Annotated in this window: 24 protein-coding genes and 1 pseudogene; 17 read left to right on the top strand and 8 right to left on the bottom strand. The window is 69.6% G+C overall.

Annotated elements, in window-relative coordinates:
* Positions 1 to 170 precede the first annotated feature (170 nt).
* Positions 171 to 560: pseudogene (locus tag AB8P05_RS07085) on the top strand (LbetaH domain-containing protein); the annotation flags it as partial.
* Positions 561 to 816: 256 nt separating this feature from the next.
* On the opposite strand, the gene AB8P05_RS07080 reads toward AB8P05_RS07085, so the two are convergent.
* Positions 817 to 1,362 (bottom strand): MarR family winged helix-turn-helix transcriptional regulator, encoded by a 546-nt coding sequence (locus AB8P05_RS07080; RefSeq protein ID WP_472757440.1) that lies wholly within the window; start codon positions 1,360 to 1,362, stop codon positions 817 to 819.
* 158 nt (positions 1,363 to 1,520) lie between these two features.
* On the opposite strand from AB8P05_RS07080, the gene AB8P05_RS07075 reads away from it, so the two are divergent.
* From AB8P05_RS07075 to AB8P05_RS07065, 3 genes are all read left to right on the top strand, one after another.
* Entirely contained in the window at positions 1,521 to 2,645 is a 1,125-nt protein-coding gene (locus AB8P05_RS07075; protein ID WP_472757439.1) for a homogentisate 1,2-dioxygenase, read from the top strand.
* A 64-nt stretch (positions 2,646 to 2,709) separates the two neighbouring features.
* Entirely contained in the window at positions 2,710 to 3,726 is a 1,017-nt protein-coding gene (locus AB8P05_RS07070) for a fumarylacetoacetate hydrolase family protein (RefSeq protein ID WP_472757438.1), read from the top strand.
* Positions 3,727 to 4,036: 310 nt separating this feature from the next.
* Positions 4,037 to 6,121: a methyl-accepting chemotaxis protein gene (locus AB8P05_RS07065; protein ID WP_472757437.1), complete on the top strand. Its 2,085-nt coding sequence runs from the start codon at positions 4,037 to 4,039 to the stop codon at positions 6,119 to 6,121.
* 16 nt (positions 6,122 to 6,137) lie between these two features.
* Here AB8P05_RS07065 and AB8P05_RS07060 read toward each other — a convergent pair whose 3' ends face one another.
* The 4 genes from AB8P05_RS07060 to paaX form a co-directional block, all read right to left on the bottom strand.
* Complete coding sequence (locus AB8P05_RS07060) at positions 6,138 to 7,190, bottom strand: 2Fe-2S iron-sulfur cluster-binding protein (protein ID WP_472757436.1); 1,053 nt, start codon at positions 7,188 to 7,190, stop codon at positions 6,138 to 6,140.
* Between the two features lie 178 nt (positions 7,191 to 7,368).
* A complete protein-coding gene (locus tag AB8P05_RS07055) occupies positions 7,369 to 8,313 on the bottom strand; it encodes a hypothetical protein (RefSeq protein WP_472757435.1) in 945 nt (314 codons plus the stop codon).
* Between the two features lie 344 nt (positions 8,314 to 8,657).
* Positions 8,658 to 9,143 (bottom strand): BLUF domain-containing protein, encoded by a 486-nt coding sequence (locus AB8P05_RS07050; protein ID WP_455172519.1) that lies wholly within the window; start codon positions 9,141 to 9,143, stop codon positions 8,658 to 8,660.
* 126 nt (positions 9,144 to 9,269) lie between these two features.
* A complete protein-coding gene (gene paaX, locus AB8P05_RS07045) occupies positions 9,270 to 10,214 on the bottom strand; it encodes a phenylacetic acid degradation operon negative regulatory protein PaaX (protein ID WP_455172518.1) in 945 nt (314 codons plus the stop codon).
* A 459-nt stretch (positions 10,215 to 10,673) separates the two neighbouring features.
* Here paaX and AB8P05_RS07040 point away from each other — a divergent pair, with 459 nt between their 5' ends.
* From AB8P05_RS07040 to AB8P05_RS07010, 7 genes are all read left to right on the top strand, one after another.
* The gene (locus AB8P05_RS07040) at positions 10,674 to 11,840 is read left to right on the top strand and encodes an ABC transporter substrate-binding protein (RefSeq protein WP_455172517.1); all 1,167 of its coding nucleotides are present in this window, start codon (positions 10,674 to 10,676) and stop codon (positions 11,838 to 11,840) included.
* Between the two features lie 190 nt (positions 11,841 to 12,030).
* Positions 12,031 to 12,906: a branched-chain amino acid ABC transporter permease gene (locus AB8P05_RS07035; RefSeq protein ID WP_455172516.1), complete on the top strand. Its 876-nt coding sequence runs from the start codon at positions 12,031 to 12,033 to the stop codon at positions 12,904 to 12,906.
* Between the two features lie 14 nt (positions 12,907 to 12,920).
* Positions 12,921 to 13,868, top strand: coding sequence for a branched-chain amino acid ABC transporter permease (locus tag AB8P05_RS07030; RefSeq protein WP_455172515.1), 948 nt, complete (start codon positions 12,921 to 12,923; stop codon positions 13,866 to 13,868).
* The gene (locus AB8P05_RS07025) at positions 13,865 to 14,689 is read left to right on the top strand and encodes an ABC transporter ATP-binding protein (protein ID WP_472757434.1); all 825 of its coding nucleotides are present in this window, start codon (positions 13,865 to 13,867) and stop codon (positions 14,687 to 14,689) included. The genes AB8P05_RS07030 and AB8P05_RS07025 overlap by 4 nt, the downstream gene beginning before the upstream one ends.
* Positions 14,690 to 14,700: 11 nt before the next feature.
* Positions 14,701 to 15,405, top strand: a complete 705-nt coding sequence (locus tag AB8P05_RS07020) for an ABC transporter ATP-binding protein (protein WP_063635298.1) — start codon at positions 14,701 to 14,703, stop codon at positions 15,403 to 15,405.
* Positions 15,406 to 15,598: 193 nt separating this feature from the next.
* On the top strand, positions 15,599 to 16,249 hold the full coding sequence (gene maiA / locus AB8P05_RS07015) for a maleylacetoacetate isomerase (RefSeq protein ID WP_472757433.1): 651 nt from the start codon (positions 15,599 to 15,601) through the stop codon (positions 16,247 to 16,249).
* Between the two features lie 133 nt (positions 16,250 to 16,382).
* Positions 16,383 to 18,971, top strand: coding sequence for a hybrid sensor histidine kinase/response regulator (locus tag AB8P05_RS07010; RefSeq protein WP_472757432.1), 2,589 nt, complete (start codon positions 16,383 to 16,385; stop codon positions 18,969 to 18,971).
* Positions 18,972 to 18,980: 9 nt separating this feature from the next.
* Here AB8P05_RS07010 and AB8P05_RS07005 read toward each other — a convergent pair whose 3' ends face one another.
* On the bottom strand, positions 18,981 to 19,895 hold the full coding sequence (locus AB8P05_RS07005) for a solute carrier family 35 transporter (protein ID WP_472757431.1): 915 nt from the start codon (positions 19,893 to 19,895) through the stop codon (positions 18,981 to 18,983).
* A 205-nt stretch (positions 19,896 to 20,100) separates the two neighbouring features.
* Between AB8P05_RS07005 and AB8P05_RS07000 the strand changes: the two genes are divergently transcribed.
* From AB8P05_RS07000 to AB8P05_RS06990, 3 genes are all read left to right on the top strand, one after another.
* The gene (locus AB8P05_RS07000) at positions 20,101 to 20,706 is read left to right on the top strand and encodes a hypothetical protein (RefSeq protein WP_472757430.1); all 606 of its coding nucleotides are present in this window, start codon (positions 20,101 to 20,103) and stop codon (positions 20,704 to 20,706) included.
* Positions 20,707 to 20,761: 55 nt separating this feature from the next.
* Entirely contained in the window at positions 20,762 to 20,959 is a 198-nt protein-coding gene (locus AB8P05_RS06995; protein WP_149222359.1) for a hypothetical protein, read from the top strand.
* 158 nt (positions 20,960 to 21,117) lie between these two features.
* Positions 21,118 to 21,912, top strand: a complete 795-nt coding sequence (locus AB8P05_RS06990) for a cold-shock protein (protein WP_472757429.1) — start codon at positions 21,118 to 21,120, stop codon at positions 21,910 to 21,912.
* A gap of 18 nt (positions 21,913 to 21,930) precedes the next feature.
* Here the strand turns inward: AB8P05_RS06990 and AB8P05_RS06985 are convergent, their stop codons facing one another.
* Positions 21,931 to 22,665: a CBS domain-containing protein gene (locus AB8P05_RS06985; RefSeq protein ID WP_472757428.1), complete on the bottom strand. Its 735-nt coding sequence runs from the start codon at positions 22,663 to 22,665 to the stop codon at positions 21,931 to 21,933.
* A gap of 79 nt (positions 22,666 to 22,744) precedes the next feature.
* Entirely contained in the window at positions 22,745 to 23,416 is a 672-nt protein-coding gene (locus AB8P05_RS06980; RefSeq protein WP_472757427.1) for an NnrU family protein, read from the bottom strand.
* Positions 23,417 to 23,561: 145 nt separating this feature from the next.
* On the opposite strand from AB8P05_RS06980, the gene AB8P05_RS06975 reads away from it, so the two are divergent.
* The 3 genes from AB8P05_RS06975 to AB8P05_RS06965 all read left to right on the top strand — a co-directional run bounded on the left by AB8P05_RS06975 (position 23,562) and on the right by AB8P05_RS06965 (position 25,687).
* The gene (locus AB8P05_RS06975; protein WP_472757426.1) at positions 23,562 to 24,200 is read left to right on the top strand and encodes a DedA family protein; all 639 of its coding nucleotides are present in this window, start codon (positions 23,562 to 23,564) and stop codon (positions 24,198 to 24,200) included.
* 138 nt (positions 24,201 to 24,338) lie between these two features.
* A complete protein-coding gene (locus AB8P05_RS06970) occupies positions 24,339 to 24,920 on the top strand; it encodes a DUF4398 domain-containing protein (protein WP_472757425.1) in 582 nt (193 codons plus the stop codon).
* Positions 24,917 to 25,687, top strand: coding sequence for an OmpA family protein (locus AB8P05_RS06965; RefSeq protein WP_472757424.1), 771 nt, complete (start codon positions 24,917 to 24,919; stop codon positions 25,685 to 25,687). The genes AB8P05_RS06970 and AB8P05_RS06965 overlap by 4 nt, the downstream gene beginning before the upstream one ends.
* Positions 25,688 to 25,767: the final 80 nt, after the last annotated feature.

Below are 25,767 nucleotides of genomic sequence, written 5' to 3'. Positions count from 1 at the left end.
TATGGTTGCCAACGATACAGTTTCATTTGATACCAATCAAGCCTTCAGCGCGACCGATTTGGACGCGATACAGGGAAAGCTACTATGACGGAAAATCGGTATCGCGTACAGGGTGCGGCGGTGTAGCCTTGCGGCAAAAGACCGGATAGAGACACCGAGGAACGCCGACCATGACCGCTGCCACCATCACTCCCACCTTGCCGCGCCCGACCGTCTACGCCATCGACGGCGTGATCCCCGTCATCGACCCGACCGCCTTCGTCCATCCCTCCGCCGTGCTGATCGGCGACGTGGTGGTGGGGCCGAACTGCTATGTCGGCCCCTGCGCCAGCCTGCGCGGCGATTTCGGCAGGGTCCTGCTGCAGCGGGGCAGCAACGTGCAGGACAACTGCACCCTGCATGCCTTCCCCGGCCATGACGCCATCGTCGAGGAGGACGGGCATGTCGGCCATGGCGCGGTGCTGCACGGCTGCATCGTCCGCCGCAACGCGCTGGTCGGCATGAATGTGGTGGTGATGGACGGGGCGGAGATCGGCGAGGAATCCATCGTCGCCGCCATGGCCTTCGTCAAGGCGGGCTTCGTCGTGCCGCCGCGCACGCTGGCGGCCGGCCTGCCGGCCAAGGTGATGCGCGACCTGCGGCCCGACGAGATCGCCTGGAAGTCGGAGGGGACCGACGAGTATCAGCGCCTCGCCCGCCGCTCGCTCGCCACCATGGTCGCCTGTGCGCCGCTGGAGGCGGAGGAGCCCGGCCGCGGCCGCGTCGATGCCGGCACCAGCCAGCCGCTGCACAAGGTGAAGGGGGCTGAGCGGCTCCTTACTCCTCCACCGGCTCCGCCTGCGCCGCGACCGGCGCCGGGCGGGCGGCCAGTTGGTCGGCGCGGGCCTGCAGCTTGGACAACAGGGTGTCGAGCTGTGCCCGCTCGTCGATCGACAGGGCGTCGGTGACCTCCTCCTCATAGGTCAGGGCCATCGGCACGATCTCCGCATAGATCGCCAGCGCCTTCGGCGTCAGGGTCAGCAGGGCCTTGCGCCGGTCGGTGTCGCCCGATTCGCGCAGGATCAGCGCGGAGTCGAGCATGCGGCTGATGGCGCGGCTGACCTGCACCTTGTCCATTGCCGTGCGCTGCGCGATCTCCCCGGCGCTCATCGTCTCGCCGCCGCCCAGCACGGCGATGATCCGCCATTCCGGGATGGTGATGCCGAACCGCTTCTCGTACAGCTTGGCCAGCGTGTGGCTGACCGTGTTGGCCAGCACCGACAGCCGGTAGGGCAGGAAGCGCGTCAGGTGCAGCGCCGGCAGGTCCGCCGTGCCGGATGATGATGCGGGCGAGGAGGGGCGTGGGCGGCGGGCGGACGGCATGGGCGGGCATCGTCTGTAAGAAGAATCGCAGATACCCCCATCCTGCGCCGGAATTTGGCTCTTGCAACAGTTTCAAACGAAACTAAAATGGCGGCAACGGAACAAGCCTGCCGGCGTCCGATGCGGAAACGGCCGGCGGCACTATCGGGGGAAGCGCCATGAAGAACTGGATTTCGTTTCCGAAGGTCGAAGGCACCGCCTCGCGTCAGGCCCATGTGCGGCTTCCCGCCGGCACCTACGAGCGTGAAATGGGGCGCGAGGGCTTCTTCGGCCCGGCGACCCAGATGCACCATGCCCACCCGCCGACCGGCTGGACCAGCTTCGACGGGCCGCTGCGCCCGCGCGCCTTCGACCTGAACCATGTGGACCACATGCCGGGCTGCCCGCTGGAGGCGCCCGCCCTGATGGGCAACGGGGCGACCCAGGTGCGGCTGTGGCGCTTCAAGGGGAAGATGGACCATCTGGTCCGCAACGCCGACGGCGACGATTTGCTGTTCTTCCACCAGGGCGGTGGCCAGCTGTTCTGCGACTACGGCCATCTGGAGGTGCGCGAGGGCGACTATGTCGTGCTGCCGCGCAACACCTGCTGGCGGCTGGAGACGGACGAGGCGGTGATGGTGCTGATGGTGGAGGCCACCGGCGACGCCTACAAGCTGCCGCACAAGGGGCTGGTCGGCACCCACGCCATCTTCGACCCGGCGGTGCTGGACGTCCCGGCGCTGGACGACGCCTTCCAGGCGCAGAAGCATGAGCGCGAGACGCTCGTACGGGTGAAGAAGCGCGGGCAGCTCTGCGCCATGACCTATCCGTTCAACCCGCTGGATGCGGTGGGCTGGCACGGCGATCTGGCGCCGGTGCGGCTGAACTGGCGCGACATCCGGCCGCTGATGAGCCACCGCTACCACCTGCCGCCCTCGGCGCACAGCACCTGGATCGCGGGGCGCTTCATCATCTGCACCTTCGTGCCGCGGCCCATCGAATCGGACCCGGAGGCGCTGAAGCTGCCCTACTATCACTCGAACGAGGATTTCGACGAGGTGCTGTTCTATCACCGCGGCCAGTTCTTCTCGCGCGACAACATCCATCCCGGCATGGTCACCTATCACCCCTCGGGCTTCCCGCACGGGCCGCACCCGAAGGCCTACGAGGTGGCGCAGAAGTTCGAACGCAAGGAGACCGACGAGGTCGCCGTGATGATCGACACCCGCGACCCGCTGGATGTCTATCCGGCGATGGAAGGCGTCGAATGGGGCGGCTACGCCGACAGCTGGAAGGCGAAATGAGCGGCCACCCGAATACCGGGATCAAGGCCGCCGGACGCTGAATTCCAAGGAAGGGAAGAGACGAATGAAGCTGGCAAGTTTGAAGGCGGGCGGGCGCGACGGCACCCTGGTGGTGGTGTCGCGCGACCTGGCCCGCGCCACCCCGGTGCCGGAGATCTCCCGCACGCTGCAGGCGGCGCTGGACGACTGGACGGCGCTGGCGCCCAGGCTGGAAGAGGCCTATCGCGCGCTGAACGCCGATCCGGCATCGGGCCAGCCCTTCGACCCGGCCGAGGCGGCCTCGCCGCTGCCGCGCGCCTACCAGTGGGCGGACGGGTCGGCCTACGTCAACCATGTGGAGCTGGTCCGCAAGGCGCGCGGGGCGGAGATGCCGCCCAGCTTCTGGACCGACCCGCTGATGTATCAGGGCTGCTCCGACGGCTTCCTGGCGCCGACCGACCCGATCCCGGCGGCGACCGAGGCCTGGGGCGTCGATTTCGAGGCGGAGATCGCCGTCGTCACCGGCGACGTGCCGATGGGCGTCTCGGCCGAGGCGGCGCGCGGCCACATCCGGCTGCTGATGCTGGTCAACGACGTGAGCTTGCGCAACCTGATCCCGGCGGAACTGGGCAAGGGCTTCGGCTTCTTCCAGTCCAAGCCGGCCTCCAGCTTCTCCCCCGTCGCGGTGACGCCGGACGAACTGGGCGACGCCTGGGACGGCGGCAAGCTGCACCGCCCGCTGGTGACGACGCTGAACGGCGAGCCCTTCGGCCGCCCGGATGCCGGGGTGGACATGACCTTCGACTTCCCCACCCTGATCGCCCATGCCGCCAAGACCCGTCATCTGGCGGCCGGCAGCATCGTCGGGTCGGGCACCGTGTCGAACAAGCTGGACGGCGGCCCCGGCAAGCCGGTCGCGGCCGGCGGCGTCGGCTACTCCTGCCTTGCCGAGTTGCGGATGATCGAGACCATCGAGCACGGCGCACCGAAGACCCCCTTCATGCGCTTCGGCGACCGCGTGCGGATCGAGCTGTTCGACGCGGCCGGCTCCAGCGTGTTCGGCGCCATCGACCAGCAGCTGGTGCGGTACGACGGTCCGTGAATTGGAACCGGCAGAGGCGTGAAATCCGGCGCCCTGCCGAATTGAAGGGTGTGGAACGAGGTGCCGGTGGGGGTGGATTTGCCCTGCCGGCACCTTTTTCGCGATTGCAGCAAAATCAATCCGCCCGCCGTCGTGACATTGCCTGCCGGTCCGGAAGCGGTTCCGGGGTTGAACTGCCAACCCATAAGTCCCGAAAATTGATGTGCCATCCCATCGTTATCGATTATAAGGTGCCGCTCCTTACCCCCTACTTGGTGCCGCCTTACGGTTCAATCCCGAACATTTGGCGGGCCGGACGAAGGCGTGCGGCATGAAGGCTCGGTTCAGGACGAAGATCATCATCGGCGTGGCGGCGGTCTTGGCGGCGGGTGCCGCCGCGGTGACGGCGGTGTCGCTCACCCTGTCGCGCGACGCCGGGCACAAAGCCGCCCTGACCCTGGCTGCCGAGATGGCGGACCGCCATGGCGCGCGGGTTGCCGCCGATATCTCCGCCGCGCTTGACGCCGCCCGCGCCGCCGCGGCGCTGGTGGAGGTGGAACGGTCCACCGGGACCCCGCGGCGCGAAACGGTGAACCGCTATCTGCGCCGCGTCGCCGAAGCCAATCCGCTCTATGCCGGGGTGTGGGTGGACATGGCCGACGACGGGTTCGACGGCCGGGACGCGGCCTTCGCCGACCATGACCGCTCCGCCGAGATCCTCGGCCTGCCCAAGACCGGCCGGATGAGCCTGCTGTGGCTGCCGGGCGCGCAGGGCGTGCAGGCCGACGACAGCGAGGGCTATCCCTTCTCCGACGTGCAGGAGAAGGAATATTACAAGTCGGCCGCCGCGGCGCGGAAGCCGGTGCTGACCGAACCCTATCTCGACGACTTCACCAAGCGGCTGATGACCAGCGCCGCGGCGCCGGTGATGGATGGGATCGCCGGCGGGGGCCGCGTGATCGGCGTCACCGGGGTCGACATGGCGCTGACCGGCCTGACCGACGTGGTCCGTTCGGTGAAGCCCTATGGCGACGGCTTCGCCGCGGTGCTGACCGGTTCGGGCCTCTATGTCGCCCATCCCGACGACGGCAAGCTGTCGAAGGCCGCCGACGACCTGCCGGAGGCGGCCCGCCGCGCCGTCGCCGAGGGACGGGCGTTCGACGGCATCGTCACGCTGGCCGGCGCCCCCCATTACCTGCGGCTGGCGCCGGTTCGTTTCTCCGGCGCGGACGGCGCATGGTCCTTCATGGTGGCGGCGCCGCAATCCAGCGTGATGGCCGACGCCAACCGGCTGACCCTGCTGACCGTGCTGGTCAGCCTGGGCTGCGTCGCGCTGGGCTGTCTGGTGGCGTGGAAGGTCGGCGACGGCATCGCCCGGCCGGTCACCGCGGTCACCGCGGCCATGGACCGGCTGGCGGCCGGCGACCTGGAGGCGACGGTGCCGGGCGCCGACCGCGACGACGAAGCCGGCGGCATGGCCCGCGCTGTCGAGGTGTTCAAGGAGGGGCTAGTCCGGGCAAAGGAACTCGCCCGCCAGCAGCAGGCCGACTGGCAGGCCAAGGAGGCCCGCGCCGCTGCGCTGACCGATTTGCAGAAGGCGTTCGAAGCCCGCGTCGGCGGCCTGACCGGGGCGCTGGCCTCCTCCGCCCAGCAGCTCGAATCGACCGCCCGCGCCCTGACCGGCATCGCCGACCAGAGCCTTGGCCGGTCGGAGCAGGTGGCGGCTTCCGCCAGCGCCGCCGCCGACAATGTGCAGACCGCCGCCGCGGCGACGGAGGAGCTGTCCGCCTCGGTCCAGGATATCGGCAGGCAGGTGGCGGAGTCCGCCCGCATCGCCGATGCCGCGGTGTCCGACGTCAAGCGGGCCGACGAGGCGGTCGTCATCCTGGCGGACAGTGCGGAGCGGATCGGTGCGGTGGTGGAGCTCATCAACTCCATCGCCGGGCAGACCAACCTGCTGGCGCTGAACGCCACCATCGAGGCGGCGCGGGCTGGCGAGGCCGGAAAGGGCTTCGCCGTCGTCGCGTCGGAGGTGAAGAACCTGGCCAACCAGACCGCCAAGGCCACCGAGGACATCGTCGGCCAGATCAATGGCATCCGCGACGCGACGCATGAGGCGGTGACCGCCGTCCATGGCATCAGCGAGACCATCGCCCAGGTCAGCCGTATCGCGTCGGGCATCGCGGCGGCGGTGGATCAGCAGGCGGCGGCGACGCAGGAGATCGCCCGCAGCGTGATCCAGGCGGCCGACGGGGCGCAGGAGGTCAGCGGCGGCATGGGCAGCATCCGGGCGGGTGCCGGCGAGACCGGTGCGGCGGCCGACCAGCTGCTCGCCGCCGCCGCCGCGCTCGCCAGCCAGTCGAAGGACCTGACCCGCGAGATCGACGGCTTCATCGCCGGCGTCCACAGGGCTTGAGGGTCCGGCCTCCCGGTCACCCCACCGCCATCAGCCGGTCGGCCGGCAGCGTTTCCGGAATGTGCTGCGAGACGTAGCCTTCGCTGTGGATTTGGTCGTCCCTGGCGCCCAGCGCGCGGGCGGCGGCGACGCAGGCTTCGACGAAGGCGGGGCTGCCGGCGGTGAAGATGGCGTGGCCGGACAGGTCGGGGAACAGGCCGGGCAGGATGGCGGGGATGCGGCCCGTCAGGTGATCCGGGCTGGTTTCCCGCGTCAGCGTGACCTTGACCTTGAAGTTGCGGTATTTGGCCTGCCAGTAGCTGAGAAGCCCCAGCTCGTAGACATCGGCGCGGGTGCAGGCGGAGAACAGCAGCGTCACCGGCGGACGGTAGCCGCGGCGCAGCGCCGCGTCGGTCAGCGCCAGGATGGGCGCGAGGCCGGAGCCGGCGGCCATGCACAGCACCGGGCTGTCGACCGACGGGTCGCCGATGAAGGTGCCGTAGGGGCCGGACAGCTTCACCATGCTGCCGACGGTCAGCGTGTCGTGGATCCAGTTGCTGGTCGGGCCGCCGTCGACCCGCGTCACCTGCAGCACGATCTCGCCGTCCGGACGGGGGGCGTTGGCGATGGAGTAGCAGCGCGGCGGCGCGCCGGCCGAAGCGTCGCCCAGCATCACATACTGGCCCGGCCAGTAGCGCAGCGGCTGGCCCAGCGGGCGCAGGCGCAGCTCCACGATGCGCGGCGTGCGCGGGATGCGGTCGGTGACGATGAACAGCACGTTCTCGCGCGGCGGGAACAGCTTGGGCTGGGCGTCGGCGGTGCCGTATTCGATCACCAGCTCTTCGGAGATCGGCTTGGCCATGCACATCAGGCCGTAGCCGTCCTTCCGCTCGCCCTGGGACAGCGCCATGTCCAGCACCATGCCCTGGTCGAACTGGCCGCTCAGGACCTTGACCTTGCATTCGCCGCAGGCGCCGGCGCGGCAGTTGTTGGGCAGGGCGTAGCCGGCCTGTTCCAGCGCCGACAGGACGGTCTCGCCGTCACGGCACTCGACCGTGCGGCCGGAGGGGTGGAGGCGGATGCGGCTCACCGGGGGGATCCTTGGGGAGAGGTGGTTTTGCGGAGAGACTCTTGCCCCCACCCCGACCCTCCCCGCTGGGCGGGGGAGGGGGACAGGAGCTTTGTCGGCGTTCAGCAGCGGTCCCCTCCCCGCCCAGCGGGGGAGGGTTAGGGTGGGGGCAATCGGGCCGGCGCTCTGACGAAGCGCCTCAGAACACCGGAATGATCTCGTCCATATCGACGTCGCGCACTTCCTCGCCGGTGATGCCGACCTCGGGGATCGCCGGGAAGGGGATGTTGTAGCGGTCCAAGACGCCCTTCAGGTTCAGCATGGCGTTGCGCCAGTTCTCCTTCTTCGCCTCGTAGTCCGGGATGTGGAAGCCGGCGTTGCGGGCGATGGCCTCGGCCTCGCGCTGGGTGGCGATGAAGTCGTCGGGCAGGTCCCAGAACTGGGGCGGCGGCTCGAACAGGACGGCGGACAGGAACAGATAGCCGGCACGGATCTGCTTGGTGATGATCGACCGGTCCTCCACCGCCAGATGGGGATAGTCGCGCTCCATCACCGACATGCAGATCGCCATGTGGCGGCCCTCGTCGCGGCCGATGTTGCGGAAGGCCTCCTTGAACACCGGCTCGGTGCAGCCGGCCGCCATCTGGTGGAAGATGGTCGCCGCCGCGATCTCGCCCATCAGGAAGGAGCTGAACAGCACGGCCAGCGAGTATTTCGGAACCGCCTTCTTGTAGCCGTCCCAATAGCGCCCGCCATTGTAGTACAGCCAGTGGGCGTTCTTCTGCAGCCGGCGGCCGAGGTCGGTCTTCGGCTCGTAGGTCAGCGGGCTGGTGGCCTCCAGCAGCTTGGTGATGGCCAGCCCGCACATCTGCTCGTGGTTCTGCTCGTCGCGGGTAACGGAGAAGAAGCAGCGGCGGACGGGATCCTCCTCATGCACCTCGTAGGTCTTGATCAGGGCATGGGCGAAGACCGGCGGGGCCGACGCGTCGAACACCGACAGGATGGTCCACCAATAGGCGATGGCCTCCCGCTCCTCCCAGCTGTAGCGCGACACGTCGAAGCTGTCCCAGGGCAGCTTGGCCGGGTCCCAGTTCTCGCGCTGGGCCGCGGCATAGACCTCTTCCAGCTTCTTGGTCTGCGACACCCAGGACAGCGGATAGACGTTCGGCTGCGGCGTGGCGGGGGGAACTCCATCGTGTTGGCGATGGGGGTGTAGTCCTTGGACATGGGGGCGTTTCCTCCGGGACATTCGGCGGGCGCTCACTTTTCCATCGGCGCCCTGTGGTCTTTATATGACACGGAAAATCTCGCATCTCAACATTTTCTGTATCATGTCAATGAGTCGATGGGCTTGTTCAAGTCATTGATTTTGAAGAAAAGACATAGGGAAGCGCCGAATTGATCCAGATCAATTCGTTCGCAAAGCCGATTTTAGCCGATGAAACGGTATCGAAATTCCGCCGCTGCGGGACCTCGGCCGGCCCGTCTTCAGCCGGGCACGAGGCAGGGGATGTTGCCCTGCACCAGCTCGCGGGTGGCGGGATCGACATCGGCCAGGATGCAGGCGTGCATGTAGGCGCGGGCGAGGACGTCCAGCGCGAAGTCGGCATCGTGCGACCGGCGGCGGAACTCCTCGATGCGGACGGGGGAGCCGAACACCGCCTGCCAGAAGGTCGGGGTGTCGAGCGGGCCGAAATTCATCGCCCAGAAGCCGAAGTTGGGCTGCCCGGCGGAGTTTTCGCACAAGAGCAGTTCGACGTCGCGGTGGCGGGGGTCGGCGGCGATGCGGGCGTAAAGCCGCTGCACCACCTCCGCCTCGCCTTCCAGCACCTGCAGGAAGATGCCGTCGAACTCGACCAGGAAGCCGGTCACCCCCAATTCGTGGTTCTTGCGGGCGCTGAACAGGCAGATGTCGGCGAGCGCGCTGTAGGGCAGCCGGTCGATGGCCTCGCTGCGGTAGACGATGGTCAGCATGGGCGATATCCCGGAATGGACCGATCGAACGGCAACACCGGATCTTACCGCGCTTTTCGCATTAATTGTATGAAGTTCCCGGCTGTTCACCCATTGGTCCCAAGGCCCATTGTCGCAGGGCGGGCATCAGCCGGCGGCGACGCTCTCCAGCCCGCCGAAACGGCCGTGGAAGGCCGGCTGCGCATCGGGAAGCGGACCGTTGGCGGTGGTCGCCGCCTGCATCAGGAAGGCTTCCGACGGGCCGGCCAGCCGGCGGTAGAGGTTGCGGGTCAGCATCCGCGATTCCTGGCCCGGCCAGTCGGCCGGCAGCAGGTCGGGCGGCAGCATCGGGTCGCGCAGCAGGATGCGGCGGAAGTCGTGGATCATCAGCGTGCGCAGGACGAAGCAGGCTGCCGGGTCCGGCGCGTCGGCGGCATCGACCGCGGCCCAGACCGGACGGAAGTGATCCAGAAACGCCGTATAGTCGTGCTCCAGCTGATCGATATCCCAACAGCCGCGCACCAGATCGCGCAGAGCCCCGAACCCCTCCGCCCGGTCCAGGCTGGCCTTCATGTGGACGATCCTGTCGGCCACCCCCAGTTCCGCCAGCGACCGGTGCATCGCCGCCTCGTCGCAATTGGGGTGGGCGTAGACGGTGGCAGACGCGGCGCCGAAACCCTGCCAGGTCAGCTCCCGCCGCAGGGCGTCGCGCGTCTCGGCGTCCAGCGCATTGGGCGGCACCATCAGCAGGTCCCAGCCGCGGTCCCATTCGCGGGCCAGCGGCGCGTAGATCCGCCGTTCGGCCGCGGCGAAGCGCTCTTTCCCGCTGTCGGTGACGCGGTAGAAGCTGCGCCGGCCGATCTGCGTGTTGGTCAGCCAATCGTCCTTGCACAGCCGGAAGACGGAGGTCCGGATGATCCGCTCGCTCATCCCGAACAGGCCCATCAGGTCGATCAGGCTGCCCAGCCACAGCGATCCGCCATGCGGCAGCACCGCGTCGCCATAGACGGTGATGATCAGCGACTTCGCCCGCGGCGCGATCGTTTCGGTCAGCTGGGCGGCAAGGTCTTCGGGGCGGCGCGGGCGGGCCATGCGGTGGGGGCGTCCTTGTCGATACGGCTTGCGATGAGGGTGGCGAAGCGGGTGGAACGGAGTGAGGCGGCGCGACGGAGTTGTATACGAAACCCGGACCCGGTTCTGCCAGTGCCACGACAGCGCGGACGGCAGGAGCGGGAAGCGCGCCGGCCGTCGATAGGAGGCAATCCGGACTTTCCGTTTGACAATCATTAATGTGATACACTACGTTGGCGTCATAAAGTAAATTTGTGTCATAAAACGAAATGACGATTCCCGGCGCCCGGACCGGAGGGATCGCAAAGGGAAGGGGAGGCGGGCGGCAACATCCGTACTTCGATTGTGGTCGGGCCAGCCGAAATTTTTCTTCCGAAACGGTTTCGTTTGAAACATTATGTGATGCAAATCGTCCCGCCGCACCGGGACCGGGCCGCCGCCCGGACCGGTGGCAAGGCGGGCAGCACAAGGGAGGACATCATGCGCAAACGCCTGCTTGCCACCATCGCCTTCACCGCCATGACCGCCATGACGGCGGTGTCCGGCCTGCTGTCCGGCGCGGCGCAGGCCGCGGACCCGATCAAGGTCGGCGCCTTCGTCTCGGCCACCGGCCCGGCCTCCTTCCTCGGCGATCCGGAGAAGAAGGTGCTGGAGCTGTATGCCGACCGCATCAACAAGGCCGGCGGCATCGACGGCCGTCCCGTGAAGCTGACCGTCTATGACGACGGCGGCGCCGCCGACAAGGCCGCCTCCTTCACCAAGCGCCTGATCGAGAGCGACGGCGTCGATGTGATCGTCGGCGGCACCACGACCGCGGCCACCATGGCGGCGGTTCCGCTGGTGGAGCGTGCCGGCGTGCCCTTCATCTCGCTGGCCGGCGCGGTGGTGATCGTGGAGCCGGTGAAGAAGTGGGTGTTCAAGACCCCCCACACCGACCGCATGGCCGCGGAAAAGGTGATGGAGGACATGAAGAAGCGCGGCCTGACCAAGCTGGCGCTGCTGTCCGAGGATTCGGGCTTCGGCAAGTCGGGCCGCGAGCAGACGCTGGCCGTCGCCAAGGAGCGCGGGATCGAGCTGGTCGCCGACGAGACCTACGGCGCCAAGGACACCGACGTCACCGCCCAGCTGACCAAGATCAAGAACAACGCGGCGGCGCAGGCGGTGCTGGTGTTCGGGCTGGGCCAGGGGCCGGCGGTGGTGACCAAGAACTACCGCCAGCTCGGCATCTCGCTGCCGCTCTACCAGTCACACGGTGTCGCGTCGAAGGAGTTCATCCGGCTGGCCGGCGGTGCCGCCGAGGGTGTCCGCCTGCCGGCCGCCGGCCTGGTCGTCGCCGCCCAGCTGCCCGACAGCGATCCGCAGAAGAAGGTCGTGACCGAGTTCACCAAGGTCTACGAGGACAGCTTCAACACCGAGGTCTCGACCTTCGCCGGCCATGCCTATGACGGCCTGATGATCGCGCTGGACGCGGTGAAGCGCGCCGGCGGCACCGACAAGGCCAAGCTGCGCGACGCCATCGAGCAGACCAAGGGCTATGTCGGCACCGGCGGCACCGTGACCATGAGCCCGACCGACCACATGGGCCTGACGCTGGACGCCTTCCACATGGTGGAGGTGAAGCAGGGCGACTGGTCGCTGGTGAAGTAAACCGCCGATCCATATCCCCTCTCCCCCCGGGGAGAGGGTTAGGGTGAGGGGGATGCATTGCGTGGCCTCACAAGAATGTGATGCCGCGATCATTCCCGCCAATCCACCCCACGCGTCCCCCTCACCCCGACCCTCTCCCCGGGGGGAGAGGGGGAGATGTGCGCGGGAGAGGAACATCAGGAACCCAACGATGTTCGCGGAACTGCTGCAATACATGCTGTCGGGGCTGACCATCGGCGCGATCTATGCGCTGGCGGGGCTCGGCTTCTCGATCATCTACAACGCCAGCCATGTCATCAACTTCGCCCAGGGCGAGTTCATCATGGTCGGCGGCATGGCGTCGGCCACCCTGACCGCGTCGGGCGTGCCGCTGCCGCTGGCGATCCTGATCGGCTGCGGCGGCGCCATGCTGGTCGGCGTGCTGGTGGCGAAATTCGCGGTCGAACGCGCCCGCAACGCCTCCACCGTCACCCTCATCATCATCACCATCGGCGCGTCGATCTTCCTGCGCGGCATCGCCGAGCTGATCTGGGGCAAGGATTTCAAGCGGCTGGACGCCTTCTCGGGCGAAACGCCGATCCAGATCCTGGGTGCCTCGATGCAGCCGCAGTCGCTGTGGGTGGTGGGCACGGCCGGCGTGCTGATCGTCGCCATCGGCCTGTTCTTCAACAAGACGCTGACCGGCAAGGCGATCCTCGCCACCTCGCACAACCGGCTGGCCGCACAGTTGGTCGGCATCGACGTGAAGCGGGTGGTGCTCGCCTCCTTCGCGCTGTCGGCGGCGCTGGGCGCCATCGGCGGCGCGGTGGTCGCCCCCATCACCTTCTCCTACACCGAGATGGGCATCATGCTGGGGCTGAAGGGCTTCACCGCCGCGGTGCTGGGGGGCCTCGGCCACGGGCCGGGCGCGGTCGCCGGCGGGCTGATCGTCGGCGTCGCCGAATCGCTGGGCGCCGGCTACATCTCCTCGGCCTACAAGGATGCGGTGGCCTTCGTCATCATCCTGGCCGTCCTTCTCTTCATGCCGAACGGGCTGTTCGGCAAGCGCGGCACCGAACGGGTGTAAGGACCGGATAACCGATGAACGCACTCCTTCACGGGCGGCTGACCGGGCTTCTGGCACTGGGCGCGGTGATCGCGGTCCTGCCGGCCTTCCTGCCCAACAACTTCTATCTCGACATCGCCATCCTGGCCGGCTTCAACGCCGTGGTCTGCGTCGGGCTGAACCTGCTGATCGGCTATGCCGGGCAGATCAGCCTGGGCCATGCCGGCTTCTTCGGCATCGGCGCCTATGCGTCGGGCGTGCTGGTCGGCAGCTACGGCTGGCCGCCGGTCGCGGCGCTGCTGGCCGGGGCCGCCTTCGTCGGGCTGATGGCCTTCCTGGTCGCCAAGCCGATCCTGCGGCTGAAGGGCCACTATCTCGCGATGGCGACTCTCGGCATCGGCATCATCGTGTCGATCGTGCTGCGCACCGAAAGCGGACTGACCGGCGGTCCCGACGGCATGATGGTTGAGCCGTTCAAAATCTTCGGCGTCGAGCTGTATGGAGAGAAGGTCTGGTACTGGGTGGTCGGCGTGTTCCTGCTGGGCGTCGTCTGGCTGTCGCTGAACCTGATCGACAGCCCGATGGGCCGGGCGCTGCGCGCCGTCCATGGGTCGGAGGTGGCGGCCGAGGTGGTCGGCGTCGACACCGCCCGCTTCAAGGTGCTGGTCTTCGTGCTGTCGGCGGTGTTCGCCAGCGTGGCCGGCAGCCTGTTCGCCCACTACACCGGCCTGATCACCCCGGCCAAGGCCGACTTCTTCAAGTCGATCGAGCTGGTGACCATGGTGGTGTTCGGCGGCATGGCCTCGACCTTCGGCGCGGTCGTCGGCGCGGTGGTGCTGACCCTGCTGCCGCAGGCGCTGACCGTCTTCCAGGATTACCAACAGATCGTGCTGGGCGGCATCCTGATGGCGACGATGGTCTTCATGCCGAAGGGCCTTCTTCCCACCCTGGCGGCGCTGATCCCGGCGCGGAGGCGGGCATGAACATGCTGACCACGACCGACCTCGCCGCCGACACCACGGCCCAGGCCCGCCGCGTCGGCCCGCCGATCCTGAAGGTGGAGCATCTCAGCCGCGAGTTCGGCGGCGTGCTCGCCGTCGGCGACCTCAGCTTCACCATCGCGGCCGGCGACATCCATTCGATCATCGGGCCGAACGGGGCTGGCAAGACCACTTTGTTCAACCTGGTGACCGGCGTCTACAAGCCGTCGGGCGGCCGGGTGCTGTTCGACGGGGCCGACGTGTCGGGCATGGCGCCCTACAAGCTGGCGGCCCGCGGCATGTCGCGCACCTTCCAGAACCTGCAGATCTTCTTCAACATGACGGCGCTGGAGAACGTCATGGTGGGGCGGCACCTGCACCTGAACACCCGGCTTCTGCCGGCGCTGTTCCGCTTCCCCTCTCTGGTGCGCAAGGACCGCGAGGCGAAGGACCGCGCCGCCCAGCTGATGACCGAGGTCGGGCTGGAGAAATACATCGACGCCGACGCCGCCTCCATGCCCTACGGCGCGCTGAAGCGGCTGGAGATCGCCCGCGCGCTGGCGTCGGAGCCGAAGCTGCTTCTGCTGGACGAGCCGGCGGCCGGCCTGAACGCCACCGAAAGCCGCGAGATCGACGAGGTCATCAAGACCGTCGCGGCGACCGGCGTCACCATCATCCTGGTGGAACACGACATGAAGATGGTGATGGGCATCTCGCACCGGATCACCGCGCTGAACCAGGGCCGCATGCTGGCCGAGGGCACCCCGCAGGAAGTGGCGGCCAACCCCGACGTCATCGCCGCCTATCTCGGCGCAGCACCGTAAGGAGGGCCCGAATGCTTCTGGAGATCGAGGGCCTCAACAGCCATTACGGCCGCATCCATGCACTGAAATCGGCCAGCCTGTCCGTGCGGGAGGGCGAGCTGGTGGCGCTGGTCGGCGCCAACGGGGCCGGCAAAACGACGCTGCTGCGCACCCTGTCCGGCGTCCACCCCGCCAGCAGCGGGCGCATCACCTTCGACGGCTGCGATATCACCCGGATGAAGGCGTCGCGCCGGGTCGCCGAAGGGGTGGTGCAGGTGCCGGAGGGGCGGCAGCTGTTCGGCCCGCAGAGCGTGGAGGACAATCTCCGCCTCGGCGCCTTCCGCCGCGGCAGCGGCAAGCCCGACGACGACATCGAGCGGCTCTACGAGATGTTCCCGGTGCTGAAGGTCAAGCGCGACCAGCCCGCCGGCACCCTGTCGGGCGGCCAGCAGCAGATCGTGGCGCTGGCCCGCGCGCTGATGGCGAAACCGCGCCTGCTCCTGCTCGACGAACCCAGCATGGGGCTGGCGCCGCTGCTGGTGGCGGAGATCTTCGACGCCGTGCAGCGGCTAAAGCGCGAGGGCACGACGATCCTGCTGGTGGAGCAGAACGCCCACGCGGCTCTGGCCATCGCCGACCGCGGCTATGTGATCGAGACCGGCGAGATCGTGCTGAGCGACAGCGGTGCGGCGCTGTTGAGCAACGAGCGGGTGCGGCAGGCTTATCTGGGGCTGTGATGCTTTGATAGAGTGTCGGCTTCGGATGCCCCCTCCCTAACCCTCCCCCGCTTCGCGGGAGAGGGGACTGCCGCTGCACTCCCGCAAAGCTCCTACCCCCTCTCCCGCGATCGGACCGGCCTTCGGCCGGCCGAGGGCGGGGGAGGGATGGGGAGGGGGCACCCGCCGCGACACTTCACAGGACACACCCCCCGTGAAACTTCACACCTACTTCCGATCCTCCGCCGCCTACCGCGTGCGCATCGCCCTGAATCTGAAGGGGCTGGCGCCGGATCAGGCCTTCGTGCATCTGCGCCGGGGCGAGCAGTCCAAGCCGCCCTTCGCCGACCTGAACCCGGAGCATCTGGTGCCGGCGCTGGAGGTCGACGGGCCGGACGGGCACCATGTGCTGACCCAGTCGCTCGCCATCATCGAGTATCTGGACGAGACGCACCCCAATCCGCCGCTGCTGCCGGCCGATCCGCTGGGCCGGGCGCGGGTGCGGGCGCTGGCGCTGGCGGTGGCCTGCGACATCCATCCGCTGAACAATCTGCGGGTGCTGGGCCGGCTGAAGGCGATGGGCCACGGCCAGGAGGAGGTCGATGACTGGTACCGCCATTGGATCGCTGTCGGGCTGACCGCGCTGGAGGCACAGCTGGCCGGCGATCCACGCACCGGGCGCTTCTGCCATGGCGACGAACCCGGTCTGGCCGACATCCTGCTGGTGCCGCAGATGGCGAACGCCCGACGGCTGTCCTGCCCGCTGGACGGCTATCCGACCCTGCTGCGCATCGACGAGACCTGCCGCGCCCTGCCGGCCTTCGCCGCCGCGGCCCCCGACCGCCAGCCCGACGCAGAAGTATGAAGCGCCGCCGTCCGGCTTCCGCCCGGCATTTGTCCCGTTCAGGTCACATCCCACCCCTTTGGTGTTAGCGGTTTCGCGACATCCTTCCGTGGTATAGAGGTAATCGGGGTGATGTGGGGACGACGGCCGGGCGATGCTGGGCAACTTTACTTCGATGGCCTACGACCTTGCCGAGAACATCGCGGCAAGCGCCTTCGTCGTTCTCGCCTATACCTTCCTGATCCGGCGGTCCGGCGGCTGGAGCCGGATGACCCGGCAGGTGGTCTTCGGCGCGGTGATGGCGCTGACCGCCCTGTTCTCCATGGTCCACCCGATCCATATCGGGCCGGGCATCTTCATCGATGCGCGGGCGCCGCTGATCGGGCTGGCCGCCCTGTTCGGCGGGCCGGTCTCCGCGGCGATGGCGGCGGCGAGCGTCGCCGGCTACCGCTTCTCCCTGGGCGGCGCCGGGATGGAGGCGGGGATCGCCAATGCCGCGCTGTCCTTCCTGGTCGGCGTCGGCTTCTCCGCCTGGGTGGCGCGGCGCCGCGTCGTGCTGGGGGTGCTGCCGCTGCTGCTGTTCGGCCTGCTCCTGACGCTGGCGTCGCTGTCCACGCTGGCATTGCTTCCCACGCTGGAGCTGGCGTTGCAGGTGGCGGGGCGGACGGCGGCGCCCATGCTCGCCATCGTGCCGCTCGGCACCCTGTTCCTTGGCGGCCTGCTGCTGCGCGAGCAGCGCCATCACGGCGCCGAGCAGCGGCTGGGGGAGAGCGAGGCGCGCTACCGCCTGCTGGCCGACAACGCCACCGACATGATCCTGGAGATGCAGGCGGACGGGTCGGTGCGTTACCTGTCGCCCTCGGTGCGCGACATCCTGGGCCATGATCCGGCGGACCTCGTCGGACGCGCCCCCGCCAACCTGCTGCACCCCGACGACCTGGAGAGCGCCGCGATGGCCTTCGCCGGGATGCGGCCGGGATCGTCGCCCATCACCTTCACCCACCGGCTGCGCCACCGCGACGGCCATTACCTGTGGGTCGAATCCAGCATGCGCCCGACGGTTGGGGCCGACGGCACGTTCGTCGTGGTCGGCGTCGTCCGCGACGTGACCGAGCGCAAGCGCCAGGAGGAGGAGCTGTCCGCCGCCCGCGCGGAGGCCGAAGCGGCCAACCGCGTGAAGTCGGAGTTCCTGGCCTCGATGAGCCACGAGATCCGCACGCCGCTGAACGGCGTCATCGGCTTCGCCGACCTGCTGCTGGGCACCGACCTGACGCCGGAACAGCGCCAGTATGTCTCACTGCAGCGCGAGGCCGGGCGGGGGCTGCTGGCGATCATCGGCGACATCCTGGACTATTCGAAGATCGAGGCCGGCAAGCTGGAACTGGAGGAGCGCGCCTTCGACCTGCACCGGCTGCTGCGCGACTGCCGCGACCTGATGAGCAACGCCGCCTCGCAGAAGGGGCTGCTGCTGCAGCTGTCGCTGGGCGGATCGGTCCCGCGCTTCGTCCGCGGCGACGAGGCGCGCATCCGCCAGATCCTGCTGAACCTCGTCGGCAATGCCGTGAAGTTCACCGAACGCGGATCGGTGCTGGTCTCCGTCGGGCTGCTGTCGGGGGAGGCGGACGGGCATGGCGAAGGGGCGCCGGCCCTGATCCGCTTCTCCGTCAGCGACACCGGCCCCGGCATACCGGCGGCCGATCAGGCGCACCTGTTCCAGCGCTTCAGCCAGGGCGACCGCTCCACCACGCGGCGCTTCGGCGGCACCGGGCTCGGCCTCATCATCTCCAAGCAGCTGTCGGAACTGATGGGCGGGCGGATCGGCGTGCAGAGCAGCCCCGGCGTCGGCAGCACCTTCTGGTTCGAGCTGCCGCTGCCGGTGGCGGAGGCCCCCGGCCTCGCGGCGGAGCGGCGGGCGGAGGGAACCGCCTTGCGCAGCGCCCGCATCCTGCTGGCCGAAGACGTGCCGATGAACCAGATCGTCACCTCCTCCATCCTGTGCAAGGCCGGCCACACGGTCGAGGTGGCGGAGGACGGCCTGCTGGCGGTGGAGGCGGTGCGCGGCGGCGAGTTCGACCTCGTCCTGATGGACATGCAGATGCCCCGGATGGACGGGCTGCAGGCGACCGCGGCGATCCGTCAGCTTGGCGGACGGCGGGGTGCCGTGCCCATCATCGCGCTGACCGCCAACGCGCTGACCGATCAGCTGCAGCTCTGCCTGGATGTCGGCATGAACGACCATGTGACCAAACCGATCGAGCGCGACACCCTGCTGTCCGCGGTAGACCGCTGGCTGGCGGCCAAGGCCGACGCCGATGCCGACGCCGCCCTGTCCGGCGATGCGGAGGAGGCGGCCGTGCTGGCCGGGGTCGCCCCGGTGTCGGGCAGCGTGCCGGTGCTGAACCGCGCCACGCTGGACACGCTGGCCGACACGCTGGGGGGCGACGTGCTTCCCCGCTTCGTCGGCGGCACGCTGGCCGAGCTGGCCCTGCGCGTCGACCGCATCAGCGGGGCGGAGGCCATGAAGGACGCCGCCGCCGATGCCCATGCCATGGTGTCGCTGGCCGGCAATGTCGGCCTGCTGGAACTGTCGCGGCTGGCCCGCAACCTGCAGCATGCCTGCGAGCAGGAACGGCCGGACGTGCCGGCCCTGAAGGCGCAACTGCGCGAGGCCGCCGACCGCGCCGCCGCCACGCTCCAGGCGGCGCTGCCCACGCTGGGCGTCGCGGTGGAGCGGGCGCGCTGAGGCTTTCCCTTACCGGTTGACGATCAGGGCGACGCCGGCCACGGCGACCGCGGCGCCGGCCCAGGCGCCCAGCGACGGGCGCTGGCCGGTCATCAGCCACATCATCGGCAGGATCAGCACCGGGCTCAGGGCCGACAGGGTGGCGACCACGCCGGCATTGCCGTGGGCCAGACCGACCAGCAGCAGCGTCATCCCCAGCCCGACGCCCAGCAGCCCGTTGCCGGCGACCTGCAGGGCCAGCTTCGGCGTCAGGCCGCGCGGCAGGAACAGGCCGCCGCCGGCCGCCGCGGCATCGCCCCCGCGCAGCGCCGACATGGCGCCGATGGCGGTGAACATCAGCGCCGCCGTCGTCACCCGCACGGTGGCCGACGCGACCGGGTCGGCGCCGGCCGCCATCACCGGCTTGGCGATCACCGATCCCACCGCCTGCGCCACCGCCGCCACCAGGCAGACGCCGACGCCGGCCAGCAGGCTGCCCTGCACCGCCTCCCAATTGTGGGTGGAGCCGGACCGCAGGGCCACCGCCATCATCACACCCAGCGTCACCAGCACGATGCCCAGCGTCGTCCACGTTCCCAGCGCCTCGCCCAGCAGGGTGTAGCCGAGCAGGGCGGTCAGCGGCGCGTTGGCGGCGTAGATCACCACGTTGCGCCGCGGCCCCAGCCGGCTGAGCGACCAGAACAGCGCCATGTCGCCCATCACGATGCCGGCTGCCCCCGACAGGGCCAGGGTCAGGACGGCGCCGGTGTCCAGCGTCTCCCAGCCGCCCAGCAGCGTGGTGGCGACCAGCAGGACCGCCGCGACGATGGTCAGGCGCACGCGGTTGAACGCGATGGAGCCGAGCACCCGAACCGGCCCGATGGCGATCAGGCCGCCCGCGGCCCAGCACAGCGCCGCGCCGAGCGCAGCCATATTGGCGATCATGATGGAGTTGCGAACCGTTGGTTGAGGTCGGAGGCCGGCACTCTACAGCAGACGGCGACTGCCCGCGAAATGAGCAAGCTGCATGGCCGGGCCTATCTTCCGCCCGGCCATCGGAACCAGCCGCCGGAACCCGGCCCGGCCGGTCGCCGTTGAGTCGGTTGACATACGCCGTCCGTGGCACAGCCAACCGAGGAGGATGCGACCGATGCGGACAGATTTCACGAGGCTTGGCCCCGTCGCCCCCCTCGCGCTTGCGCTGGCGGCCGGGCTTCTGGCCGTCCAGCCGGCCAATGCCCAAACCTCAGGGGCCCAAACCTCCGGTGCCCAAACCGGATGCGCCGCGATGGTGGAGCAGTTCGCCGCCAACCGCGGCCTGTCGACCGAACCGCCGCCGGTCGCCGTTCCCGGCGGCTCGGCACCCGGCCTGTCCGGTTCGACCCCGCGGGACGAGCAGGGCTCCGGTTCCGGATCGGGCGCGGGCAGCGAGCGGCTGGCCCAGTCCGGCGGCATGGTGGCCCCGCCCGCCGTCGGCGACCGGTCGGTGATCGAACCGCCGGCGACCGGCAGCAACATGCCGACCGCCCCCTCCGTCGCTCCGCAGGCAGAGTCCCGCGCGACGCCGGACAGCGGGCCCGGCGGCTCCGGCGGGGCCAGCGGGATGATGGGGCAGGCGGCGCGGAACGCCCAGCTGGAAGCCCTGGTCACCGCGGCCCGCAGCGCCGCCCGCGACGGCGACGAGGCACGCTGCATGGAAAGCCTGAACGATGCCCGCCGCCTGTCGCAGACGGCTCCCGACGGCCGGGGCGGCTGATCCGCCGCGTCCCTGCCGACCACCGTTGCCCTTCCCCCGATGGAGGACACCGAGCATGAATTTCAGCCTTGGTCCTTTTCCGCCGTCCCCGCCGCGCGAGCCGTCCATTCCCCCGGTCGGCCCCGACGAGCCGTTGCCGGTGCCGGGCGATCCGTCCCGCCCGCCGCTGGGGGAGCCGCCGGCTCCGATTCCGGTTCCGCCGCGCGAACCGCCGCCGGTGCCCGACCGTTTGATGGACCGCCTGATGGGCTGACCGTCCGGGCGTGAGATTCCACAGCCCGTCCGGCGTATTCGGAGCGGTCCCGACTTGCCAAAGCCGCCGGGACGGGCGATGTGTCAGGGGTTGGCGTCCGCCGGTCCGTGTCAGGACCGGTGCGGCGCCGCTTCTGTTTGCCGGAGTTCGGGTTTCCCATGCACAATCAGCCGCCCCGCAGCCACGTCTATCGCCAGCCCAACGTCGTCGCCACCCAGGTGACGGCCACCGTGAAATGGTTCAACCCCGAACGCGGCTACGGCTTCGTCAAGGTCGGGGACAGCGGCAAGGACGCCCTTCTGCCGGCCTCGCTCGTCGTTCCCGCCGGCCACACCACCCTGCCGGACGGCGCCACCGTCGTCGTCGACATCGTGGAGGACCGCAAGGGCCAGCAGGTCAGCGTCCTGCATTCCGTCGACCTGTCCACCGCAGCCCCGTCGCGTCCGCAGGGCCGCGACCGTGGCTTCGGCGAGCGCAGCTTCGGGGATCGGGGCGGCGACCGTGGTTTCGGGGATCGGGGCTTCGGTGACCGGGGTGGGGATCGCGGGTTCGGCGCGCGCCGAGATGCCGGTGGTCCGCGGGACCGCAACTTCGGTGACCGCGGCGGCGACCGCGGGGGCTTCCAGGACCGTGGCCAGGGTCGCGGCTTCCAGGACCGGGGCCAGGACCGGGGTGGTTTCCAGGATCGCGGCCAAGGTCGCGGCTTCCAGGATCGCGGCCGGCCGCAGCAGGCCAGCGGCCCGACCAGCGAGATGGGCGCCACCGTGAAGTGGTTCAACGGCGGCAAGGGCTATGGCTTCGCGCAGCCGGACGGCGGCGGGCGCGACGTGTTCATCCCGGCCCGTGCGCTGGAAAGCGCCGGCCTGCGCGGCCTTGACGACGGCCAGCGCGTGCGCATGACCGTCCGCCAGACCGAAAAGGGCATGGAAGCGGTCAGCCTCAAAGTCGAGTGACCGCCTCCGCCGTCCCGCCTACCGGTCGGACGGCAGCGTGGACTGCCCCAGATGCTCCGCCGCTTCCCGCTGGTTGCGGGCGGCGGGGTCGTCGGGGACGGCAAGCCCGGCCTCCGGGCTGTTGACGCGGGGACCGCCCGAATTGCGGCGGTCCTCCTCCTCGATCTCGCGGGCGGCCTGCGCCCAGTGGTCGAGATGGCGGCGTTCGGGCCGCCCCTCCTCCTCCCAAAGCCGATAGGCGCGTTCGCGGACCCGCGGGTCGTCCGGACCCAGTGTGTGTTCCATGATGGTCGCTTCCACTTCGAAGGGTTGCGGGCCGGTCAGCTCCGGTCCGGCTGCGAGGGAGGAGATCCGCTCCAGCGCGCCCTGCACGGCGCGGTCGTTCTTGGCCTCCGTGGCAAGGTCGCCCAGCGAGACGATGCCCGTCAGCCGGTCGTTGCGGTCGACCACCGGCACCCGCCGGATCTGCTGGCCGGCCATCAGCTCGGTGACGCTGCCGACCGGGTCGTCCTCGTAGCAATAGCGGGGGTTGGCGGTCATCACCTCCGCCACCTTGCAGCGGTCGGGCTGCTTGCCGGCGGAGATGGCGCGGACGGTGATGTCGCGGTCGGTCACCACGCCGACCAGATCCCGCCCTTCGCAGACGGGCAGAATTCCGACGTTCAACTGGTCCATCAATTGCGCGGCCCGGCGGATGCTGTCGTCGGGCCGGACCGTCTGCACGTCGCGGGTCATGATCTCGCGGATTTTCATGCGGGGCTTCCTGGCACAGTGGCGGTGAGGCGCGGTACTCCAGTCCCGTCTCAACAGATGCGCCAGTCCACCGTCGCGCTCAACCTATCCAGTAGAGGGGATCCACCCCGAAGAGCCAGGGGTGCAGCAACAGCATGCCCCCATAAGCGGCCAGTCCTCCGGCCAGTCGCGCCGGCCCCATCTCCGCCAGTCCCGCCAGCGCGCCGCGTACCCCCTGGGGGCCGGCCAGCGGCAGCAGCGAGGTCTCCGCCCGGAAGGCGCGGCCTGCCGGACTGCGGGCGAGGACGATTTCGTTCTTCACCAGCGCGAACAGCGCGATGGCCGCCATGGTGGCGAACAGCAGCACGCGGCGCCCGTCGCCGGTGGCGTTCAGGTGCGCAAGCGCCCACAGCAGAAGCGCCAGACTGCCCGGCGCGCGGGTCAGGCGGTAGATGCCGCGGGGCGGGTTGGGCTCGCCCTGGCTGCCGAAGCGGGTGGTGACGCGGGCGACCAGCAATAGGAAAACCAGTGGCATCACCACCGCCACCAGCGGCGCCGCCCAGCTGAAGGGCGTGAACAGCACCTCCCCGCCGTCGGCCGCCCGGTAGGCCAGCACGAACAGGGTCAGCGTCAGCAGCGAGCCGACGGAATGGATCGTCACGAAGCCGCCGCGGCCGAGCCGGGCGATCAGGGCGGGCCGCACCCCCGGCCAGGACGGCAGGGCATGGCTGAGGAACAGCAGGGCGGCGGCGAGGGCGAGGGATGCGGTCATGATGGAGACACTGAACCGTAGACGAACGACCCGCGCCTTGACTCGGGTCAAGAGGAGCTTGGATGCGCAATCGGGGGAACGCCGGCCCCGGTCGCACGGTTCACAGTATCGAAGCCCCCGACCCACGGCCAACCCCGTCGAGCCAATGACCGAGTGGATCATCCAGATCGTGCAGCAGTTCGGCTATCTCGGCATCTTCCTGATGCTGATCCTGGCCCGCGCGCTGCCGCCGGTTCCGGCGGAAACGGTGATCCCGCTGGCCGGCATGGGCGCGGCGACGGGGGAGTTCAACCTGCTGCTGGTGGCGCTGGCCGCCGGGCTCGGCTCCGCGGTGGGGGAACTGGTCTGGTATGCGCCAGCCCACTGGATGGGGCGCGAGCGGTTCGAAGCCTTCCTCGGCCGCCACGGCCATTGGCTGACCGTGAAGCCGGAGCAGGTCCACCGCGCCACCGGATGGTTCGCCCGGCGCGGCGGCCTCGCCGTCCTGCTGTGCCAACCCTTGCCGGGCCTGCGCACTCTGATTTCCGTCCCCGCGGGGGCCTGCGGGCTGCCGATGGGGGTGTTCCTGCTCTATGCCGCGGCGGGGGCGACGCTGTGGTCGCTGGTTCTGGCCGCCACGGGCTATCTGGTGCGGGTGGGGTTCCCCTGGATCGCCGACCTGATGGTGCCGGCGACGCTGCTGCTGTTCGTCGCCCTGATCGCCGCCTATGTGCTGCGGCTGGTCCGCCACCGGCGCGACAGCCGCCGCGATGCCCGGGCCGGGATGCCGCGCGGTGGCGGCTGATGTGCCGTGGAACCGCTGTGGAACCTTCAGGCCGGCTTGCGCGTTTGAGGCACGAACCACCCGAACGGACATGGCCTTACGGCCAGGAGCTTCGGCCAGGATTTCCGGCGAGAGCCGTTTCCGAAAGGATCCAACGCGATGACCCGCAATCCCGCAACGACGAACCGGTGGCGTGCCGCCGCCGTCCTGTCGGCGGCGCTCGGCATGGCTGCCTGCGCCACCGACGTGCCGCCGCCCACCGCCCAGCTCGGCGCCGCTTCCCAGGCTGTGCAGGAGGCCGAGCGCGCCAACGCCCTGCAATATGCGCCGGTCGCCCTGCAGAGCGCCCGCGACAAGCTGGCCGCCGCCGACAAGGCGATGCGCGCCGACGAGCGCACCCGCGCCCGCCGTCTGGCCGAAGAGGCCCGTGTCGATGCCGAACTGGCGACGGTGACTTCGCAGCGCGCCGTGACCCAGCAGGCCGCCACCGCGGTCCGCCAGTCCGCCACCCCGACTACGCCGCAGTCGGCGATGGCGCCGAATGCCGCTCCGAACGGTGCTCCGGTCTATAGCGGGTCGTCGCTCGGCACGCTGCCCGCCACCGGTTCCGGCAGCAGCGGATCCAGCTACAGCGGCTCCAGCTACCCCGCGCCGTCCGCCGTCCCGCCGGCGCCGGCCGGGTCGCTCGGTACAAGCACCGGCAACAGCTGGGGCTACAGCTATCCGGAGGTGCGTCAATGAACGCGCTCGCTCCCCGCACCCTCCTGGTGCTGGCCGGCCTCGGGATCGGCCTTGCCGGCTGCGCCACCCAGCCGACCGACAGCGCCGCCCTGACCCAGGCGCGCCAGGACTACAGCCTCGCCGCCGCCAACCCGCAGGTCGCCGGCAACGCCCCGCTGCAGCTGCGCGACGCCGAACAGGCCCTGCGCCGGGCCGAGGCGCTGCGCGACCAGGGCGCCGATTCCGCCGAGGTCGATCACCAGGCCTACATCGTCAGCCGCCGCGTGCAGATCGCGCAGGAGACGGCCGGGGTTAAGGGCGCCCAGACGGTGGTCGCCAACGCCGACACCTACCGCCTGCAGGCCCGCAACACCGAGCTGGAGCAGCAGCTGCGCGATCTCCAGGCCCAGCGCACCGAGCGTGGCCTCGTGATGACGCTCGGCGACATCCTGTTCTCCACCGGCCGGGCCGAGCTGACCCCCGGCGCCTACGAGCGCATCGACCGGCTCGCCCAGTTCCTGCAGGCTCACCCAGCCCGCACCGTGCGGATCGAGGGCCATACCGACAACACCGGCAGCGACACCACCAACCTGCGCCTGTCGGAAGCCCGCGCCCAGGCCGTGCGCGACGCCCTGTCTGCCCGCGGCGTCCCGCCGTCGCGCATCGTCACCCAGGGCATGGGCGAGGCGCAGCCCGTGGCCTCCAACAGCAACGATGCCGGCCGCCAGCAGAACCGCCGTGTCGAGATCATCATCTCCGACGACGGGACGGTGGCGCAGTCACGCTGACGGGGGCTCGCGTCCCCTTTCAGCCGCCCAGCATGAGAAAACCCCCTGTCCCGCGCGAGCGGGGCAGGGGGTTTCGATTG

This window comes from Azospirillum sp. VT-I1 (assembly GCF_055698305.1).
The sequence above is the reverse complement of the archived record's forward strand: the minus strand, read 5'-3'. Positions and strand labels throughout refer to the sequence as shown.